The 12,689-nt window shown below is 53.7% G+C and carries 18 protein-coding genes; 11 read left to right on the forward strand and 7 right to left on the reverse strand.

Annotated features, from left to right (window positions below; genetic code table 11):
• Positions 1–27: 27 nt before the first annotated feature.
• From EPD59_RS20725 to EPD59_RS20735, 3 genes are all read right to left on the reverse strand, one after another.
• Positions 28–1,377 carry a DNA/RNA non-specific endonuclease gene (locus tag EPD59_RS20725; protein ID WP_240731541.1) on the reverse strand — a complete coding sequence of 450 codons (1,350 nt, stop codon included), beginning with the start codon at positions 1,375–1,377 and terminating at the stop codon, positions 28–30.
• A gap of 371 nt (positions 1,378–1,748) precedes the next feature.
• Positions 1,749–2,255: a GNAT family N-acetyltransferase gene (locus tag EPD59_RS20730; protein ID WP_133274441.1), complete on the reverse strand. Its 507-nt coding sequence runs from the start codon at positions 2,253–2,255 to the stop codon at positions 1,749–1,751.
• Between the two features lie 223 nt (positions 2,256–2,478).
• Complete coding sequence (locus tag EPD59_RS20735; RefSeq protein WP_240731542.1) at positions 2,479–4,071, reverse strand: family 43 glycosylhydrolase; 1,593 nt, start codon at positions 4,069–4,071, stop codon at positions 2,479–2,481.
• 605 nt (positions 4,072–4,676) lie between these two features.
• Here EPD59_RS20735 and EPD59_RS20740 point away from each other — a divergent pair.
• The 3 genes from EPD59_RS20740 to EPD59_RS20745 all read left to right on the forward strand — a co-directional run bounded on the left by EPD59_RS20740 (position 4,677) and on the right by EPD59_RS20745 (position 6,534).
• Positions 4,677–5,708 (forward strand): Gfo/Idh/MocA family oxidoreductase, encoded by a 1,032-nt coding sequence (locus EPD59_RS20740; RefSeq protein ID WP_133274442.1) that lies wholly within the window; start codon positions 4,677–4,679, stop codon positions 5,706–5,708.
• A gap of 212 nt (positions 5,709–5,920) precedes the next feature.
• On the forward strand, positions 5,921–6,049 hold the full coding sequence (locus EPD59_RS23355; RefSeq protein WP_262712916.1) for a hypothetical protein: 129 nt from the start codon (positions 5,921–5,923) through the stop codon (positions 6,047–6,049).
• A 41-nt stretch (positions 6,050–6,090) separates the two neighbouring features.
• The gene (locus EPD59_RS20745; protein ID WP_165963686.1) at positions 6,091–6,534 is read left to right on the forward strand and encodes an Hsp20/alpha crystallin family protein; all 444 of its coding nucleotides are present in this window, start codon (positions 6,091–6,093) and stop codon (positions 6,532–6,534) included.
• 59 nt (positions 6,535–6,593) lie between these two features.
• Here the strand turns inward: EPD59_RS20745 and EPD59_RS20750 are convergent, their stop codons facing one another.
• Positions 6,594–7,277 carry an alpha/beta hydrolase gene (locus EPD59_RS20750; RefSeq protein ID WP_133274444.1) on the reverse strand — a complete coding sequence of 228 codons (684 nt, stop codon included), beginning with the start codon at positions 7,275–7,277 and terminating at the stop codon, positions 6,594–6,596.
• Between the two features lie 239 nt (positions 7,278–7,516).
• Between EPD59_RS20750 and EPD59_RS20755 the strand changes: the two genes are divergently transcribed.
• Entirely contained in the window at positions 7,517–7,900 is a 384-nt protein-coding gene (locus EPD59_RS20755) for an Hsp20/alpha crystallin family protein (RefSeq protein WP_133274445.1), read from the forward strand.
• An 84-nt stretch (positions 7,901–7,984) separates the two neighbouring features.
• Here EPD59_RS20755 and EPD59_RS20760 read toward each other — a convergent pair whose 3' ends face one another.
• Together EPD59_RS20760 and EPD59_RS20765 are read right to left on the reverse strand one after the other, a co-directional pair.
• Positions 7,985–8,308 (reverse strand): hypothetical protein, encoded by a 324-nt coding sequence (locus EPD59_RS20760; protein ID WP_133274446.1) that lies wholly within the window; start codon positions 8,306–8,308, stop codon positions 7,985–7,987.
• Positions 8,309–8,353: 45 nt separating this feature from the next.
• Positions 8,354–8,629: a VF530 family protein gene (locus EPD59_RS20765; RefSeq protein ID WP_133274447.1), complete on the reverse strand. Its 276-nt coding sequence runs from the start codon at positions 8,627–8,629 to the stop codon at positions 8,354–8,356.
• A gap of 117 nt (positions 8,630–8,746) precedes the next feature.
• Here EPD59_RS20765 and EPD59_RS20770 point away from each other — a divergent pair, with 117 nt between their 5' ends.
• From EPD59_RS20770 to EPD59_RS20780, 3 genes are read left to right on the forward strand one after another with little or no spacing between them, the layout of a single operon-like run.
• A complete protein-coding gene (locus EPD59_RS20770) occupies positions 8,747–9,598 on the forward strand; it encodes a glycoside hydrolase family 25 protein (protein ID WP_133274448.1) in 852 nt (283 codons plus the stop codon).
• A gap of 40 nt (positions 9,599–9,638) precedes the next feature.
• Entirely contained in the window at positions 9,639–10,028 is a 390-nt protein-coding gene (locus EPD59_RS20775) for a septal ring lytic transglycosylase RlpA family protein (RefSeq protein WP_133274449.1), read from the forward strand.
• Positions 10,029–10,068: 40 nt separating this feature from the next.
• Positions 10,069–10,263, forward strand: coding sequence for a hypothetical protein (locus EPD59_RS20780; protein WP_133274450.1), 195 nt, complete (start codon positions 10,069–10,071; stop codon positions 10,261–10,263).
• A 66-nt stretch (positions 10,264–10,329) separates the two neighbouring features.
• Here the strand turns inward: EPD59_RS20780 and EPD59_RS21710 are convergent, their stop codons facing one another.
• A complete protein-coding gene (locus tag EPD59_RS21710; protein WP_165963687.1) occupies positions 10,330–10,842 on the reverse strand; it encodes a DUF6799 domain-containing protein in 513 nt (170 codons plus the stop codon).
• Between the two features lie 67 nt (positions 10,843–10,909).
• Here EPD59_RS21710 and EPD59_RS20790 point away from each other — a divergent pair, with 67 nt between their 5' ends.
• The 4 genes from EPD59_RS20790 (at position 10,910) to EPD59_RS20800 (ending at position 12,681) form a co-directional block, all read left to right on the forward strand.
• A complete protein-coding gene (locus tag EPD59_RS20790; protein WP_133274452.1) occupies positions 10,910–11,248 on the forward strand; it encodes a DUF3140 domain-containing protein in 339 nt (112 codons plus the stop codon).
• 117 nt (positions 11,249–11,365) lie between these two features.
• Positions 11,366–11,827 (forward strand): DnaJ domain-containing protein, encoded by a 462-nt coding sequence (locus tag EPD59_RS23955; RefSeq protein ID WP_317128420.1) that lies wholly within the window; start codon positions 11,366–11,368, stop codon positions 11,825–11,827.
• A 2-nt stretch (positions 11,828–11,829) separates the two neighbouring features.
• The gene (locus tag EPD59_RS23960; protein ID WP_317128421.1) at positions 11,830–12,312 is read left to right on the forward strand and encodes a DnaJ C-terminal domain-containing protein; all 483 of its coding nucleotides are present in this window, start codon (positions 11,830–11,832) and stop codon (positions 12,310–12,312) included.
• A gap of 45 nt (positions 12,313–12,357) precedes the next feature.
• Positions 12,358–12,681, forward strand: a complete 324-nt coding sequence (locus EPD59_RS20800; RefSeq protein WP_133274453.1) for a chaperone modulator CbpM — start codon at positions 12,358–12,360, stop codon at positions 12,679–12,681.
• Positions 12,682–12,689: the final 8 nt, after the last annotated feature.

Genomic DNA, 12,689 nt, shown 5'->3' on the forward strand with positions numbered 1-12,689 from the left:
GTTTTGAAAAGATCTGAAAGAATGGACTTAGTTGGTTGAACCAGTGTCAACTTTCGACTCAATGGCCGTCTGTACCTCTATTGGCAAGGCTGAGAGCAGGTCATAACCAGTAGACGCTTCAATGGCGTCAACGCTGGTGCGGTACGTGCCCCAGTTAGTATTTAGTATCGCCTGAGTATTAGGCATGTCCACGGCAATGACACGCGTGGAAGCTGATATGCGGGCCACATCATTATCGCCAACAGGAATCACTACAATCACCTTCCACGTGCGATTTGGGACGGTGATGCGACCCTGATCGAGGGTAGTGGTTACGCCACCGTTGCTACCGGTGCCGCCTATGCCATAGCTACCGCAGATAATGTACACCTCACTATTACCAGCAGGATTCGTTGCGCTAGGCAAGAAAGAGCGAGAATACTCCTCCAAATCCGCCCAGGGACCTTGGTTGTTACCTGGTGCCTGAGGCATCATGTTGGTCATGAAAAAAGTTGCCGCATTATCTTCTGGGCTAGAAGTGCGGTCGGCTGAAGGGCAGTTATGGCCGCGGTCGAAACCTGAGCCGGTGTAGCTATTCGCCTGCACCTGATACCACCCTTCAGGAAGGGTCGGGTCGGGTCCAAAAACGTCTACTCGGGGAGCAGTACCCCGATCTGAAGCATCAAGATGCCAGCTTACCCAGTTAGGCTTACCCTGATCCCGGTTGTAGCTTAGCTTATACTGAGGCTTTACTATCAGATAATTACTCGGAAAGCTTACATCGGTGACCGCACCGCTAGGATTACCTAGAGCCAGATGGTCGTTGTCGACGGAAGGCTGAGCGACGCCGAAGTCCGTTATGGCCAAATCATCGATATTCAGCCGGCTTGGTCCGCCGGACGTTTTGCGAATCTCAAACTTAACGTTGCCGGCAATATTGACGGTAAAAGCAGTGGCTTGGAGCGTACTGCTGGTCGTAAACACCGTGTTGCCCACCTTCGTCCACTTGTTGCAGTTGCACGATTGGGCTTGTGCCCATAGCTCCCAGCTGCTGCTGGCATCGGTGCCGTAAATGGCGTGTTGCACCGTGACGGTAGCGGCACCATTGGGCACAAAGAACTCCATGGTGAGCTTACCGTTCTGTTGTAAGCGTACGGCCTGAGCGCCGTTCTTACGGTCGGCTTCGGTATTGCCGAGTACGGCATCGGTCAGCGTCCAGGTGCCGGTAGCGAAGGCTACGGTTCCGGCTGCATAATCAGTCTTCGAACCAGTATCGAAGGTCTCCTGGGGGTTCGTTGCGGTGAGGCTGGCCGCCTGCTGACCGGCAGGAGCCGGTTGGAAAGCCAGACACGAAAACAGCAACAAAAAGCGAAATGAACTCTGTAGAAATTTTGGCATACTCGAGCTAAGAGAAAAGCATTCAAACAAGTTCCAGCTGCGCAACCTTGTGCAACCCAGCGACAAAAGTACAATGGGAATTGAACTTAGCTCTTAATAAAATATAAAATCCTATAATTAGTAACAAAAAATTAATGGGATAATATAAATGAATAGAGTTTATGTAATTTTTAACCGCTTCACTCCTCTACTAGAAAGAAATAGGCGGAGGGATTATAGCTAGGGCAGAAAGCCATTTAAGGACGATGGCTGGCCGGACGCTATTCAGCCGATTGTGTCCCTACCTAGACACAGAACAACGATAGCAGTAAGTACTTTACCGCTGGTTGAAATTATCCTGAAATCCGGTAATGTATTTCTTTGAGGAAGGCTTATGCCAATTGCTTTTCGTAACAGAAAAAGCGCAGCCCGGGCCGAAAAGCCAGCGTGATTTCGCCCGCGAAACGGTAGCCTAATTTGGGAAAAAGCTGTTGGGTAGCTCGGTTCTCCGAGTTGGTATCGACGCGCAATACAGGCAGCTTTTGCTCTATGGCCAACTGTTCAGCCTGCTGAAGTAGAGCAGCAGCTACGCCCTGCCCCTGCGCGGCCGGATCGACGGCCAGCCGGTGCGTAACGAGTGCGGGCAGGGAGGCATCCCAATCGGCCTGGGCATACTCGGGGTCCTGCTCGGTGGTAAGGGCCGCCACGCCAACGATTTTGCCCCCCAGCTCGGCAACCCACAGGTGTTTTCGGTCGATATCCTGCCGAAACACTGCTTCATTGGGGTAAGATGCTTCCCACTGATAATTGCCAGCGGCGTGCATTAGCGGCACCACCCGACTGATGAGCAGCAGAATACCAGGCAGGTCAGTGGTAGCAGCGCGACGAATGCTTAGCATGAGTAAGGGTAACGATGTAGGCTTTACTTGAAACGTAGTTACTAAGAACTTTGAAAACAGACCGAATTTGCACTCTGTACACTCAAGATGCTTCTTTTCTTTTTCGTCTGACTGGCAGTTACAAGTCAAGGTATTTATAGCCACTTCCGCTTAGGTTTTATCAACGCAAAAAAGCCCCCCAGCATTGTGCTGGGGGGCTTTTTTGCGTTGATAAAACTACCTCTTAGCGACAGTTGCGCAATGCAAAATTATCGAAGGCTACGGTGGCCGTTTCGGGGCCCTGAGCCAGTAAGCCCACGCGCACACCCCGATCCCATGGGGGCAGATAGGTGCCGTTCAGGGCAAAGCTATCGAGCACAACGGGTTGCCAAGCGGTGCCGCCATCAGTACTGAAGGCGAAGCGGAAACGGCTGCCGCCCCAAGCCTCCAGGCGCAAACTGAGCATCTTGCAATTTTCCAGCTTTACTTCCGTGAGAGTCAAATGCTTTTTGCCCTGCATGTGCCACAGTTGCAGATGGCCGTTGCCGGCTACGAGCGCCAAAGCGTTGTGGGGGTCGCCGATAGCAGCTAGTCCGGCGTAGGTGTTGGGCGCCAAGGCACCATAATCAAGTGTCGTAGCCGCTTTATAGGTAGCTGTAAAGGTCCGCTGAGCCACTAAAGCACCGAGGCCCGCAGGACGCGCCGTCAGGAGCAGTTGGCCGTCGCTGACGCCCACAGTTGGCTGCTCGTTCACCGGCCACTGCCAGGCAGCCGACAGACGGTTGCCAGGAAAATTATCATCCACATTTAGCACCCGCAAATCACGCAAGGGCTCTGCCTGAGGGCTGTTATTTACAAACTCAGGCCAGCCTTCGGCGTTCCAGGTGAACTCACTCAACAGGCCCTGGCGTCCTACAAACTCGTGGCTGTCGGTGTAGTAAGCGTGATGCAGCAGAAACCAGCGGCCTTCGTACTCCGTCACGGTGCCGTGGCCGGGGCATTTCCAGGTTTTGTTTTTCTTCAGAATGGGATTCTGGGGGCATTTTTCCCAAGGTCCGAGCAGCTTTTTGGAGCGGGCTACGCCCGTAGCGTACGTGCAACACTTGCCGCAGCAGCCGTTGCCTGCATAGAACATGTAGAAGTATTCGCCCTGCCGCACGATGGCGGAGCCTTCTACGAGGCAGCCTTCCCAAGGCGTATCGTTGCGGAACAGCTCTACTTTTTTGCCGAGCAGCGCCGTACGGCTTTCGTTCATGCGCTGGGCCCAGATGGGAGTGTCTTTGCGAAAGGCGTTGCCATCTTCTTTCCACACCATATACAGCGCACCGTTTTCGTCGCGGAGCGGAAAGCCGTCGATGGAGCCCATGCGCTGCCCCACCAAGGGGCCGTGGTCGGTGTAAGGACCGGCGGGGTCGTCGGCGCTGGCAACGGCGACGCACAGTTGGCCACGCTTGCCTTTTTTGCGGGCTGTGTAGCAGATGTAAGTTTTACCATTCTCATGGCTGATTTCTGGTGCCCAGAAATTGGAGTCAGCCCACTCGGGCAGCTTATCCGGAAACACATAGCTCACTACTTCCCAATCGACGAGGTTCGTAGACTTGAGAAGCGGGAAAATTGGCCCCCACTCCGCGGAAGTAGCGCTGGCCCAGTATGTATCACCGATTTTGGTAATCGTCGGGTCGGGGAAGTCGCCGGGAAGAATAAGTTTATCGTAGCTGGCCGCGGGCGCGGTCTCAATCAAGGGTGCAGTATTTACTACCGGCTGGCTAGCAACGGGGTAAGGTAGCGACCATTCGCTGGACGGAATGGAGGCGCCTGTTTCTAAATCGAAGGACACAAGTAGAGAGGAAAGGGTGGGTAGAAAAATTCTCTCGACAGCTGGTAAGCTCAGTGTAGTAAGTGGGCGGGTGGCCCAAGCCTAACTAGCTGTATGTGTGCCCTGAGCCTGTACTCAGGACCTATGAAGCGGCAAAAAAGGAGCGGAGAAACGTATAAGCGTCAATGACCTATAGTGGCCAATGAAAGAAATGCGCTGTAGCGCAGGAAGATGTAAAGAGCGACTTACCTCAACTTTCAGGTGGGATCAAAAAGGCAGCCTTACGTCGTGACCAACGCTTCGAACTGCATTTTTCTTATACATCCACTTGCCTGATCAGTTTTTACTCTGCCAACAGCACGTATTTATTGCTGGCAGAATCACGAAACAAAATTGAATTGAATTAGTGCCTCTGCATTTCAAATCGCAAACATTTTGCCAATAGCTCCTAGCTACCTAATTCAGCCCGAATTATTAACACCGTAGTGTTAATGTAAATATATACCCGTATTTATACTAGGATTAATTGCAGATTCTTTTTTACTCATTCTGGCAGTAGCCAGTATCTTGTGCTATTTGAGCCGTAAGCCTTTACCATGCAGGCCACAGCTGCCTTCCTTTCGACTATGACAACAACTTCGATTCAAGCGGGCCTCTTGGCCTATGGAATGTCGGGCAAAGTATTTCATGCCCCTTTTCTAGCTGCTCACCCAGGTTTTACTCTGCGAGCCGTAACGGAACGTCACCAGAAGCAAGCACAACAGGATTACCCCGGTGTGATTAGCTACGATAGCGTGGAAGCGCTGCTTGCAGACCCGAAAATTGAGCTGATAGTAGTAAATACGCCCAGCAACACGCACTTTGAGCTGGCCAAACAGGCATTGCAAGCGGAGAAGCATGTGCTGATTGAGAAGCCGCTAGTTACATCTTCGGCCGAAGTCCAGGAGCTGGAGGAGCTTAGTCAGCGCATGAACCGGCGCGTGTTAGCCTACCAGAACCGACGCTGGGACAGTGATTTTCAGAGCGTGAAGCAGGTAATAGACAGCGGGCAGCTTGGGCAACTTATCGAAGTTCACTTCCGCTTCGACCGCTACAAAACAGCGCTTAACACCAAAGCCTTTAAAGAAACGCCCATTCCGGGTAGTGGGCTGGTGTATGATTTGGGACCGCACCTGATCGATCAGGCCATTTGCTTATTTGGCAAGCCCTTATTCAGCCGCAAGACTACCGGAATATTTCGGCCTGGCTCGCAGGTTCCGGATTACTTTTCCTTCCACCTCCACTACCCTAATGGCTTGCAGGTATTTCTGACTAGCAGCCTATTAGTAGCCCAGCCCCAAGCTTCTTTTGTGCTTCATGGTACGCAAGGCAGCTTCAGCAAGGCCCGCACTGATGTGCAGGAAACGCAGCTTCAGCAAGGAATTGCCCCCCAAAATGCCACCTACAGCTTGGAAGCTCCTGGCCAAGAGGGTATTCTGACGTTAGCCAGCACCGACGGCAATTTCACAACTCATTCTCAGCCGGCGCCCAAAGGCGACTATATGCAACTGTTTGAGGCGTTGTATCAAACCATTCGGAACGGAATTCCTTACCCAATTAAACTGGAAGAGATACGGTGGCAGATGGAATTGCTGGAACAAACCGACGATGCGCAATAGTAGCCTGAGGGGCAACAACAAGGCCTTTTTTCCTAGGTAGCAGAGAGGCAGATAAATTGCCAGGCAAGAACACGCAGAGGCACTAGAAAAATTATCAAAAAATGCCCTGACGAGCTTAAAAAGGCGCATTTTTGTGAAACCTGGCGCAAAAAAAAGCGGTAAAAAGCCCGTGTTTGAAACAATGGTTTAACCTTCTAAACTTTGTTATCGCCATGGCTATTCAGCAATATCAGGACTCGTTTTCCGGATTGAGCCAGTCGCCTTTTAGTGCCATGCTCGACCGGTTTTTCAACGACACGGTAGCTTCTCGGGGCGGCTATCCAGTTTCTCGCCTCAGGTAGATGCGTATGAAACGGAGCGCGGCTATCAGATTGAGGCAGCGTTGCCAGGTATTAAGCGCGAAGACATTAAAGTTGATTTTCATCAGGGCCGCCTGACTATTTCGGGCGAGCGGCAGTTCCAGAATGAGCAGAACGACCGGCGCTACCACCTCGTGGAAAGTTCCTACGGATCATTTCAGCGGTCATTTCAGCTGCCCGACACGGTAGACCCCAGCCAGATTGAGGCCTCTTTCGAAGATGGCGTATTGCGCGTGATGGTGCCAAAAGACACCCAGAAAACTATGCGTCATCAAATCGATATTCGTGGGGGGCAAAATATAGGTAGCGGTCAGATGTCGGAGCGAATGGGCCAGCAAGCCAGTGATATATCCGTGCAGTCGGGCGAAGGCCAAAAGCAGTCGAACGGCAATCAATACAGCATGCAGGAAGGGCAGACTGATGGCAGTTCAAATGACAGTCGCAGCTCTGAAAAGAGGAAGTCCTAAAACCAGCCCTTTGAAGGCACCTCACGAAAAAAGCCCCCAGAAACATTCTGGGGGCTTTTTTATTCCGTAGGGTTGGGGTTTGGCTCATAGTTTAGGGCTTCGGCCCCTGCACCCAAAGCTGCCAGCGTGAGGCCATCCTCGGCTACATAGCTCAGCTGCGCCGTAAGGCCTACATCGAGCAAATCCTGCACGAGGCCTTCGCCAGCAGCTTCGGGCGTGTACATATCGACGGTGGTGGCTACTACGTTCACCGGCCGGTCGGGCAGACCTACGAGGGTAGCCCGGCGGTCAATTTCGGGCGGAAAGATGGCGGCGTACAGAATCAGGCGCTCGTAGGTGATACGGTTGCTGGCCAGCCAACGACAAGCAGCGGCCGCGCCATGCCCGTAGCCCAGCACCGTCACGGGCGTATCGGGTGGGCAGTCGGCCAGAATTGTTTCGGCCAGGGAATCCAGGTAATTGGTGAGGTCGGCGAGATCGGGTAGTAAGTCGGAGGCGGCAAACCAGGTAGCGCCTGTGCTCAGGGTGCCATCGGGACCGGGCGGCAAGGTGTAGCGCGAGAGGGCTTCGGGCAAAATCAGCAGGCGCTCGGGCGTCACGAGATTAACAAGTTGAGCGGCAAAATCGGCAACGGATTGGCCTTCGCCGTGCAAACAAAACCAGACGTGACGAATCGTCGGGCCGGCTTCGCCCACACAATAGTAGCGGGCGGTACGCGTCGTATTAAACGTTTGAAGCTGCATATAGTCTAACAGGAGCTGTACGACAAAGTATTCTATACGGAAGCGACGCGAGCCATGGTTGGGAGGCGCCCAAAGTTGTGCGTAGGCACAGCACTTTCACCTGCCACTATGGCTGTTTACATAGGTTTCAGACGGCTTTTAAGACGTCAATCTGGCCGAAACCCGGCGCTGATGGCGCATGATAGAGGTTGGTACATCGTTTGAAATAACCCCATCACAATCAAGAAAGAGACCTGACCATGAAGTTGATAAGCCAAGAATTCATTCGCAATATTGCCCCCCAGCTTAACCTGCTCAACACGTTGGGCGGTGGCACGGCCCAGGCGCAGCTGCGCGTCGATAAGGTGGCGAAGGGTGTGGTAGTGCGGGTGGCGGCGCCGTCGGTGCGCCCCGAAAATTTCCACGTATTACTCGATAACAACCGTCTGACCGTGTACTGCGACTACCGCCACGAGGAGGACGACCAGATGAGCGCTCCGCTATTTGCTCAAACCTTGGATTTGCCCGCCAACCTCGACCTCGACCGCATTGATGCTGTGCACGAGGAAAACGAGTTGCGCGTCCGCATTCCCTTCCAAGATTCGGCGAGCCGTCGCCGCGAAATTGATATCAAATTGCGCTAGGCTCCGCTTAGTTGCTTATAACGTCGGGACCGACCGACACCTTTTCACTGAAGCCACTGCTTAACCGCAGTGGCTTTTTTGGTCTTAATCAAATAGCGGTATCAGCAGCACAAACCCCGTAATGAGTGCCAGATAAAACCATCCCATCACCTGCCCCCGATACCGGCGAGGGAGCCGGTTGCTGAGCACAAGCACCGCTACCACTATCACCAGCAGGTGTAGCAGCAGAAACACCACGGTTTTCACCCAATTGCTGACAATCGTATTCTCGGGCTGCATCTGGTCGCTCATGCCGAGCCCGGAGGTAGCGAAACGCAAGACATAATACGTCACGGTTTCAAACACCACAAAGCACACGAAGCCAATCAGCAGCGCCTGGGAACCCGATTTCTGCGAAACGTCAGCCATTTTTTACTTCAAAGCGCTAGATGAATAATTGCCCCTAGTGTTACGTCAGTCACGTTTCTTGCTCAACACCTCCTGACTGCGGGTCTTGATATAAAGCTCCTCCACCTTGGTGCGGGCCCAAGGCGTCCGGCGCAGAAATACCAAGCTAGATTTGATACTGGGATTAACGGCGAAGCAATTGATATGAATGCGCTCATCCAAACCAGGCCAGCCATAATGTGCCACTAAGTATTCCAGAATCTGGGCCAGGGTGATGCCGTGCAGCTCACGGATGAGGTGGCCCGATTCGTCGCGGGCGTCGGAAAGGTTGGAAGTAGCCATGTGGCGGAGCGTTAAGAAGCGAAAGGTCGGGAAAAGCAGGGATTGGTAAGCAACCTGTGGTGGGTGGGGGGCTTTTTCTGTGTCGTAACCACTAGCTTAGGTACGAGCCAGGCAGGTATGTGCGTTACCTTTGTGATGGCCACGCTGATGAACCGACCCCGACCACGCCCTATTGCTCCCCGCCGCTCCGCTGCTTCTCGGTGGCGTTTGCCCCTGCTGATCTGCTTGGGGTTGCTGCTGGCGGCAATGGTTTTTTACGGGCGCAACTGGCGGCAGATCAACCGCTATGCACGGCTTACTTACGCTAAGTACACGGCTCATCAGCTGACGGGCCGCGAGAAAACGCCGCTGCTTACTGGCTATACGGTGCACGGTATTGATGTATCATCGTATCAGGGCCGCATTGATTGGCAGGAAGTGGCAGAGCACCAAGTGCGTTTCGCCTTTATTAAAGCCACCGAAGGCGTTACCCTACGCGACTCCCGTTTCCAGCGCAACTGGCGCGAAGCGCGGGCTGTGGGCATTTACCGCGGAGCCTATCATTACTTCCAGCCCAACTACGACGGCGCCCAGCAAGCCGATCTTTTTGTGCGCAACGTGCCCATAGCCGCCGGCGATTTGCCCCCCGTACTCGATGTAGAAGACCCTAAGTTTCACGATGTGGCCGTGATGCGGCGCAACGTAGCTACCTGGCTGCGCCTGATAGAGCGCTACTACGGCGTGCGCCCTATTCTTTACACCAACTACAACTTCTACAAGCGGCATTTAGCTGGTCACTTCGACAAGTACCCGTTGTGGCTGGCGCATTATGAGGTGGAAAAGCCCCTGCTGCCCCGCGACAAATGGATTATCTGGCAGCACAGCGACGAATCGCACGTGCCCGGTATCCGCGGTCCCGTCGATTTCAACGTATTTCAGGGCAACTTTGCCATGCTGCTTGCCATGCGCATTCCCGAAAAGCCGGAGTGAGTGTAGGCTCCGGCCTGTTTAGTGTCATTTATATTTGCGTATGCCTCAGATTTCTTTTCGTCGTTTTTGCTGGCTGCTAAGCTTACCGTGGTTGCTGAGTGCCTGCGCTGGGAGCGCCAACACGTTCACTCAGAGCGGTCAGGGCTCGTATTATGCCAACAAGTTCAATGGCCGCAAAACGGCTAGCGGTACCGTGTATCGGCCTAATAAGATGACGGCCGCCCACAACACGCTCCCTTTCGGTACGGTAGTACGCGTGACTAATACGCGCAACAACCGCTCAGTAAAAGTCACGGTCACGGACCGCGGGCCGCATGTGAAAGGCCGCATCATTGATTTGTCGCGCAAAGCCGCCCGCAAAATTGATTTGATTGACGCTGGGGTGGTTCCAGTAAAGGTGAGGGTGGTAAAGGCGGCGCCTTCACGCTAAGCTGGGGGCTTTTTTACCTGAATATTTCTATTTGTCTCGCATGAGAATTCGCAAAAAAGTACGCTGGACTGTACCTGCTGCATCAAGTCGCTTTGTAGCGCTGGCTGCGTTTGTGAAAGCCGCCGAAGCCCAGGCTTGGACCGATGCGGAAATCCAATATGTGATGGACGAGGTAGTGGAAGCCCGCGACGATGACGAGGCTGCCCTGATTTTGCTGGACTACACCCAGGTCTAAACACAGTCGGGCGGCCCAAACCCTACTGGTCTGAGCCGCCCGGCTGTGTGGATTGGTAGACTAAGCCTAGCGTTTCTTTTTCTTGCCTTTATTCTTGAGGTCCTCCTTTTTAACGAGAAGAAGGCTGTCTTGCGCTGCCTTTTGAGCACTGGTGGTAATACGGCCACTCAGCGAAACAATATCGCCCTCCGTCAGCTGAGTGCTCACGCCGGCAGGCGTCGTTATCGTGCCGGTCGGCGTTATTTTGGTGCCATTGATGAGGCTCATTTCCTGCGTCAGCGGTGTAGTACGCCCCATTTGAGTTACTAGCACTTTGCCTTCTTTCATCATCACGCCATCCTTCATAGTAGCCACGCCGGGCGTTACTGGCTTCGGACGAGGTGTTGCAGCCTTGCGGGGGGCATTTTTGTTTGAGCCGAAGCGGCTACAGCACTGGTAGTTAAGGCGAAAGCCAAAAGCACGATACCACGTAATTTCATGAGGGAAGTGGGATGGAGAGTGGGAGATATAAGTAAAGTGAATTGAAGAGGCAACCGCTGGGCGTGCACCAATACAAGCCAGCAACCCACCGTAAGCCAAGCGCGTTAGAAAAGAAAAATAGCCACATCAGTGGCACCTTCTTTCATCCTCTAAATCAGCAGTTCATATGGCGGCCGATAAAGCATCAAACAATATTTACGCCGATTTTAAGGCGCAAGTGAATATGACCGCAACCGAGCTAAAAAAATGGCTTGGCACGGAGGAATCCAAATCGGTGGGCCAAGACAGCGGCGACGGCACCAGCATCGGCCATAAGTCGGGCGAGCGTATTATTGAGATCCTGAACAAGAAAAAAGCGGACCTGACGGAAGCAGATGAGGCGCACATGCACAAGGTTCACTCGTACATTAGCCGACACCTAGCTCAAGGGCCCGAAAAAGACGTGGAGCACTCCCGCTGGCGCTATTCGCTCATGAACTGGGGCCACGATCCGCTGAAAAAGTAAGCGGCCTGCTGTGTGTTGAATTCTACATCAGGGTGCCGGCGTTCGTAAGTTGATATCTAAAAGCCGAAGTCGTTTATTCCGTTAAAATTCAGCATTCAACCTTCACTAACGCACCAAGTGGAATACAAGGATTATTATAAATCGCTGGGGCTGGATAAATCGGCTACTACCGACCAGATCAAGAAGGCATATCGCAAGCTGGCCCGTCAGTATCATCCCGACGTAAACCCGAACAATGCGGAGGCTGAGCGCAAGTTTAAAGAGATCAATGAGGCCAACGAAGTGCTCAGCGACGAGGAAAAACGGCGCAAGTACGACCAGCTAGGGGCCGATTGGCAACGCTATCAACAAACTGCCGGTGCGGGCCGCGCCGGCGGGGGCGGCTTCGACTGGTCGCAGTATGGGCAGCCCGGTGGCTTCGGCGGCTACGGCCAGGCCGGCGGCAGCGACCCATTCGGCAACACCGACTTCTCTGATTTCTTCAGCTCCATTTTTGGTGGTATGGGGGGCGAAGGTCGCGCTGGGGGCATTCTGCACGAGCCAGCGCCGGCCAGGATTATCAGGCTGAGCTGGAATTGACCTTGGCTGAGGCCTACGAAGGCGGCCCACGTACGCTCACCGTCAATGGCAAAAAGCTGCGTATTAACATTCAGCCCGGCGTAGAAGATGGCCAGACCATCCGTCTGCGCGACCAGGGTGCGCCCGGCCGCAACGGTGGCCCGGCCGGTTCGCTCTACATTACGTTTCGCATTGCCCCCGACCCGCGCTACACCCGCAATGGTGCCGACCTAACGCTGGATGTGCCAGTGAGCATTTATACCGCGCTGCTCGGTGGTCAGCAAGTGGTCGATACGCTATCGGGACCAGTTAAGATCAGTGTAAAACCTGAAACCCAGAACGGCACCCGCCTACGTTTGCGGGGCAAAGGCTTCCCCATTTATAAGCAGCCCGGCCAGTTCGGCGACTTGTATCTGCGGCTGGATCTGACCTTGCCTCAGCACATCACGGAGAAAGAAAAGGAGCTGTTTCGACAGTTGGCCCAGCTTCGGGGCGAAGCGTCATGATCTAATATCTGTTTTGCCGTTGCCACACGCTATTTACGATCTGCTATGGAAACGTCGTCCATTATCACCATTACCTTCCACGACTGCGCCATCCGCTACGGTATAAGTGAGCTTGACCTTCAGGAGTTTGTAGACTTAGGTTTGCTGCATCCGGCTGATACGCCCGATACGCTCCGCGCTGAGCCCGACGAGCTAGCCCGCTTGGCCCGCCTGCACCATGAGCTAGGCCTGAGCGCGGAGGGCATTGACATCGTATTGGCTATGCGGCAGCGTTTGCTGGAACTCCAAAGTGAGCTAGCCCACCAGCGCGCCCGCGTTGCTCAACTGGAGTATTTTCTGAACAAATCAGGACCGCTTTTAGATCTATAGCGGCCTTT

This window comes from Hymenobacter radiodurans, from assembly GCF_004355185.1.
In the GTDB taxonomy this organism is placed as follows: domain Bacteria; phylum Bacteroidota; class Bacteroidia; order Cytophagales; family Hymenobacteraceae; genus Hymenobacter; species Hymenobacter radiodurans.

Excerpts from the sequence above, each read along its gene's own strand:
- EPD59_RS20775 (WP_133274449.1), top strand. The coding sequence starts at position 9,639 with ATGCCTCAGATTTCTTTTCGTCGTTTTTGCTGGCTGCTAAGCTTACCG.
- EPD59_RS20740 (WP_133274442.1), top strand. The coding sequence starts at position 4,677 with ATGACAACAACTTCGATTCAAGCGGGCCTCTTGGCCTATGGAATGTCG.
- EPD59_RS20800 (WP_133274453.1), top strand. The coding sequence starts at position 12,358 with ATGGAAACGTCGTCCATTATCACCATTACCTTCCACGACTGCGCCATC.
- EPD59_RS20725 (WP_240731541.1), bottom strand. The coding sequence starts at position 1,377 with ATGCCAAAATTTCTACAGAGTTCATTTCGCTTTTTGTTGCTGTTTTCG.
- EPD59_RS20760 (WP_133274446.1), bottom strand. The coding sequence starts at position 8,308 with ATGGCTGACGTTTCGCAGAAATCGGGTTCCCAGGCGCTGCTGATTGGC.
- EPD59_RS20790 (WP_133274452.1), top strand. The coding sequence starts at position 10,910 with ATGGCGGCCGATAAAGCATCAAACAATATTTACGCCGATTTTAAGGCG.
- EPD59_RS20765 (WP_133274447.1), bottom strand. The coding sequence starts at position 8,629 with ATGGCTACTTCCAACCTTTCCGACGCCCGCGACGAATCGGGCCACCTC.
- EPD59_RS20755 (WP_133274445.1), top strand. The coding sequence starts at position 7,517 with ATGAAGTTGATAAGCCAAGAATTCATTCGCAATATTGCCCCCCAGCTT.
- EPD59_RS20780 (WP_133274450.1), top strand. The coding sequence starts at position 10,069 with ATGAGAATTCGCAAAAAAGTACGCTGGACTGTACCTGCTGCATCAAGT.
- EPD59_RS23355 (WP_262712916.1), top strand. The coding sequence starts at position 5,921 with ATGGCTATTCAGCAATATCAGGACTCGTTTTCCGGATTGAGCCAGTCG.
- EPD59_RS20770 (WP_133274448.1), top strand. The coding sequence starts at position 8,747 with ATGTGCGTTACCTTTGTGATGGCCACGCTGATGAACCGACCCCGACCA.
- EPD59_RS20730 (WP_133274441.1), bottom strand. The coding sequence starts at position 2,255 with ATGCTAAGCATTCGTCGCGCTGCTACCACTGACCTGCCTGGTATTCTG.
- EPD59_RS20750 (WP_133274444.1), bottom strand. The coding sequence starts at position 7,277 with ATGCAGCTTCAAACGTTTAATACGACGCGTACCGCCCGCTACTATTGT.